Source organism: Bacillus sp. LR_5 (assembly GCF_042709275.1).
The window spans coordinates 1-4,998 of the sequence record NZ_JAVAXX010000379.1; the positions used below are offsets into that span (position 1 = coordinate 1).

Here is a 4,998-nt window from a genome sequence, read left to right on the forward strand (position 1 = left end):
TTTCTACCTCTCTCAAAAGCTCCCGGGCCGATTTTCGCAATGCCCCCTGTCCGAAAATCGCCCACTGCTCAGTATAGTCAGAGGTCGCAACGTGAATTTGAGTCGCAATATTATTCAAAGCCTGAGCGAGCTTTTCTATCCGCTCATCAGCCGTCTCATTTTCTTTTGTAAAAATTACTTCAACTCTATGGTTGGTCTGTTTTTTCTCAAGCCCTTTTACGAGATGCGCGTCAAAAACAACAATAACCCTGTTTCCTGTATACGATTGATATTCTGCCATTTTCTGAATCAGTACGTCTCTCGCCTCTTCAAAACTGTTCGCTTTTAAATCCTTCAGCTGCGGCCAGGCTCCAATCATGTTGTACCCGTCTACTAACAGGATATCCATGGGTCTTTATTCTCCCAGAGGGTTTCGTTTCCGGTAGACTTCATACATCAAAAGACCAGCCGCGACAGATGCATTTAGTGAAGTTACCTTTCCGGCCATCGGGAGTTTAATGAGAAAATCGCACTTTTCTTTCACAAGGCGGCCCATCCCTTTTCCTTCACTTCCGATGACTAGAGCCAAAGGCATATTGCCGTCCATATTACGGTAATCCTCACGCGCGGACGCATCCGTTCCGACAACCCAGATTCCCCGCTCTTTCATCTCTTCTAACGTCCGTGCCAAATTGGTGACTCTTGCTACAGGAATGTGCTCAATTGCTCCTGTTGAAGCTTTTGCCACTGTTGTTGTCAGCCCGACAGCTCTCCGTTTTGGAATGACGATGCCATGAGCGCCGACCGCATCTGCTGTCCTCATAATGGAACCAAGATTATGAGGGTCTTCAAGTTCGTCCAGAATGAGGAAGAAAGGCTGTTCATTTTTTTCTTCGGCTGCTTTATATAAATCGTCCAGTTCTGCATATTCATACGCTGCAACCTGTGCCACTACGCCCTGATGCTGTCCTGTCACCATTTGATCGAGTTTTTTTCTCGGGACGTATTGAATCGTGATTCCCTGCTTTTTGGCAAGCTCAATCACTTGCTGTGCTTGTCCCTTTACGGTGTTTTCCGCCATCCACAGCTTATACAGCTTCCGATCAGATTTTAACGTCTCGATCACTGCATTTTTCCCTATGACGTAATCATGTTGCTGACTCATTTGTTTTCCTCCCTGACGTCCCGAATTGTATAGCTTCGGCTACGAGCTGACTAAGTCGTTCCTCTTTTTTCTCTAGAAAAAGGTAGCCCAGAAGCGCTTCAAATGCTGTACTGTAGCGGTACGTCTGAACATCTGTATTTTTAGGTATTGTCCCTGACTTGGCATTTCTGCCTCTTTTCAGCACCGCTTCCTCTTCTTCCGTAAAAAATGATTGATTCTGCAGAAAAAATAGGATCTCAGCCTGTGACTTTGCTGAAACAATCCGGCTTGATTTCTTATGAAGATCATTTGGTTTGGTAAAGCCCTGCTTAAGCAGGTGATGCCTGACATACACTTCAAAAATGGCATCACCTATATAAGCAAGCGCAAGACCGTTAAGCTGCTTAGAATCTTTTATCGTATCAAATTCAAGCATCTGTTATTCTCCCCGTTTCCAGCGAGTGCCTTGAGCCGTATCTTCAAGAATGATATTCATGCTTTTCAGCTGGTCGCGGATCTGGTCTGACAATGCAAAATCGCGATTCCGGCGCGCTTCATTTCGCTTTTCGATTAAGTCTTCAATCTCTTGATCGAGAAGTTCCTGCTCACCCAACGAAAAACCGAGGACAGAAACAATGCGGTCAAACATCTCAATAAACGCCGTAATCACATGATCAGCCGTATGATCTTTCTGAAGATAATAATTGGCGTGTTTCGCTAAATCAAACAAGACTGAAATGGCATTCGCCGTATTAAAATCATCGTCCATCGCTTCTTCAAATGCTTTGCGGTGTTCTTCAACTTTTTCAAGCCATTGATCGTCATCTTCGGTTAAATTCGTACTGCTGTTCAGACGGTGCTGAAGATTGCTGTACGCTGTTTTTAAACGGCTGAACGCGCTTTTCGTATTCTCCAGAAGCTCTTCTGAATAGTTAATCGGATGGCGATAATGAACAGATAGCATAAAGAATCTCAAAAGCTGCGGATCATGCTGTTTAATGATGTCATGCACAAGCACAAAGTTGCCTAGTGATTTTGACATTTTTTCATTATCAATATTGATATAACCATTATGAAGCCAGTACTTCGCAAACGTTTTGCCTGTCAGCGCCTCAGATTGCGCAATTTCGTTTTCATGGTGAGGGAATGTTAAATCCTGTCCGCCCGCATGGATATCAATCTGGTCACCGAGATACTTTTTCACCATTGCTGAGCACTCAATGTGCCAGCCCGGACGTCCTTTCCCCCAAGGGCTATCCCAAGAGATTTCTCCTTCTTTTGCCGCTTTCCACAGTGCGAAATCAAGAGCATCTTCTTTTTTCTCGCCGACTCGGATGCGTGCACCTGATCTAAGTTCATCGATTGATTGCTGAGAAAGCTTTCCGTACCCTTCAAACGCTCTGGTTTTGAAATATACGTCACCTTCTGATTCATATGCGTAGCCCTTTTTCACGAGCTGATCTACGAATTCGATAATGGCATCCATGTTCTCCATTACTCGCGGATGAAGGTCGGCTTTTCGGCAGCCGAGCGCACCTACGTCTTCAAAGTATGCTTTAATAAAACGCTCTGAAATGGTGGGTACATCCTCACCGAGTTCATTTGCCGCTTTAATTAGTTTATCGTCTACGTCTGTGAAGTTAGAGACATACTGCACATCATAGCCTTTATACTCTAAATAGTTTCGAACCGTATCGTAAACGATTGCCGGACGCGCGTTCCCGATATGAATGTAATTGTAAACCGTGGGTCCGCATACATACATTTTCACTTTTCCCTCTTCAAGAGGAACAAATGTTTCCTTCTGTCTAGTCAATGTATTATAAAGTGTGATTGTCATTTTTGGTTGATCCTTTCTTTTCTGTCTTCAAGTTCTGCCTTCAGCTCTAAAATCTGCTGTTCCAAAGACTTAAAGCGGTCAGCAACTGGATCGGGCAAATCCTGATGGTTTAAATCGCGTCTTACTTTCTTGCCATTTTGTACAACGACCCGTCCAGGGATACCGACAACTGTTGAAAAATCAGGAACATCATGCAGCACTACTGAACCAGCCCCAATCTTTGAGCCTTCACCGACCGTAATAGAACCGAGCACTTTAGCACCTGTGGCTATCAATGCGTCATCTTTAATCGTTGGGTGCCTTTTTCCCTTTTCTTTCCCCGTTCCCCCGAGGGTAACCCCCTGAAAAACGGTTACGTTATTGCCGATTTCACATGTCTCCCCAATGACAACCCCCATGCCGTGGTCTATGAAAAATCTTCTCCCGATTGTAGCGCCGGGGTGGATTTCTATCCCGGTAAAAAATCGGCTTACTTGAGATATAAGGCGTGCAAGGAAATAAAATTTTCGTATATATAAAGCATGTGCAATCCGATGCGCCCATATAGCATGTAAACCGGAATAAGTTAAAATCACTTCAAAATAGCTTCTTGCTGCGGGATCTTGATCGAACACAGTATCAATGTCTTCTTTGAGCATTCTAAAAAACACATGCTTCCCCCCGTTTCTCTATCTGATTTCCTCTACCCAATAAAAAAAGCGCCTCTGCATGTAAACATGACAGAGACGCTTTAACCGCGCGGTTCCACTCTGTTTGAAAAGCAGACTTCTGCTCTCCCAACTTCAGCCTGTAACGGCGGCGGCCGCCTTTGAATACTGATTTCAAAAAACGTTCTTCAAAGGTCTTAAGGGCGCACTTCTAAAACCCGGCTCATGGATCTCTCTCAGCCAATGGAGATCCTTTCTGTAATGGCCTAAAGCTTTATACTCTTCCCTGTCAACAATCATTTATTTAGATATTTTTTAAACGCTGAATTGCAGTCTCTTTACCGATCAATTCAATTGATTGCGGCAGTTCCGGACCGTGAGTTTGCCCTGTTACAGCAACACGAATCGGCATAAACAGTTTTTTCCCTTTATGGCCAGTTTCTTTCTGCACTGCTTTGATCGATGCTTTGATGTTATCCGGAGTGAACTCCTCAAGCTCTTCAAGCTTCGCTGCGAATGTACTGAGCACTTCAGGAACCTGTTCTTCTTCCAGAACAGCTTTCGCTTCTTGATTATACTCGATCTCATCCGTAAAGAACAAATCAGTCAGCTCAACAATTTCCGCACCGTAGCTTAATTGCTCATGATACAGGGAAATCAGTTTACGAACCCATTCTTGTTCTTCAGCAGAAAGCTCAGTGCCAACTTTGCCGGCTTTTTGCAAATGCGGAAGCGTCAATTCAACAACCTGATCAAGATCCAGCTTCTTCACATATTGGTTGTTAACCCATTTTAGCTTATGCATATCAAACAAAGCTGGTGATTTAGATAAACGATTTACATCAAAAATTTCAATAAACTGCTCTTTTGTGAAAAGCTCTTCTTCTCCAACCGGTGACCAGCCTAACAGGCCGATAAAGTTGAACAGTGCTTCTGGCAGGTAGCCAAGCTCTTTGTACTGCTCGATGAATTGAATAATGGATTCATCACGTTTACTGAGCTTTTTACGGCTTTCGTTTACGATCAGCGTCATGTGTCCGAACTGAGGAATATCCCATCCGAATGCTTGATAAATCATAATCTGTTTTGGTGTGTTAGAAATATGATCCTCACCGCGCAGCACGTGTGTCATTTTCATTAAGTAGTCATCAATCGCTACCGCGAAGTTGTAAGTCGGCGTACCGTCCTTTTTCACAATAACAAAGTCGCCGATGCCATCTGATTCAAAAGAAATTTCGCCTTTTACGATATCATTGAAGGCGATGATTTTTCCTTCCGGCACGCGGAAACGAATACTTGGTTTTCTGCCTTCAGCGATAAATTTCTCCTGTTCTTCCTGAGTCAGGTCTCTGTGTTTTCCGGAATAACGAGGCATTTCTCCGCGGGCA

6 protein-coding genes and 1 other annotated feature are annotated in these 4,998 nt (G+C 44.0%); all 6 genes read right to left on the minus strand.

Annotated elements, in window-relative coordinates; genetic code table 11:
* Positions 1–388 (minus strand): ribosome-dependent mRNA decay endonuclease Rae1/YacP (rae1, locus tag RAC86_RS35225; RefSeq protein WP_377886668.1); only part of this gene is annotated, 388 nt, incomplete at its 3' end.
* 6 nt (positions 389–394) lie between these two features.
* A complete protein-coding gene (gene rlmB / locus RAC86_RS35230) occupies positions 395–1,144 on the minus strand; it encodes a 23S rRNA (guanosine(2251)-2'-O)-methyltransferase RlmB (RefSeq protein WP_014475598.1) in 750 nt (249 codons plus the stop codon).
* Positions 1,128–1,559: a mini-ribonuclease 3 gene (locus RAC86_RS35235; protein ID WP_014475597.1), complete on the minus strand. Its 432-nt coding sequence runs from the start codon at positions 1,557–1,559 to the stop codon at positions 1,128–1,130. The genes rlmB and RAC86_RS35235 overlap by 17 nt, the downstream gene beginning before the upstream one ends.
* Before the next feature lie 3 nt (positions 1,560–1,562).
* Positions 1,563–2,963, minus strand: a complete 1,401-nt coding sequence (gene cysS / locus RAC86_RS35240) for a cysteine--tRNA ligase (protein WP_029317181.1) — start codon at positions 2,961–2,963, stop codon at positions 1,563–1,565.
* Positions 2,960–3,613: a serine O-acetyltransferase gene (gene cysE / locus RAC86_RS35245; RefSeq protein ID WP_038428274.1), complete on the minus strand. Its 654-nt coding sequence runs from the start codon at positions 3,611–3,613 to the stop codon at positions 2,960–2,962. Before cysE ends, cysS begins: the two co-directional genes overlap by 4 nt.
* Positions 3,614–3,681: 68 nt before the next feature.
* Positions 3,682–3,912: a binding site (T-box leader), on the minus strand.
* Between the two features lie 2 nt (positions 3,913–3,914).
* Positions 3,915–4,998, minus strand: a 1,084-nt coding sequence (gene gltX / locus RAC86_RS35250; RefSeq protein WP_377886672.1) for a glutamate--tRNA ligase, incomplete at its 5' end; no start/stop codon positions are given.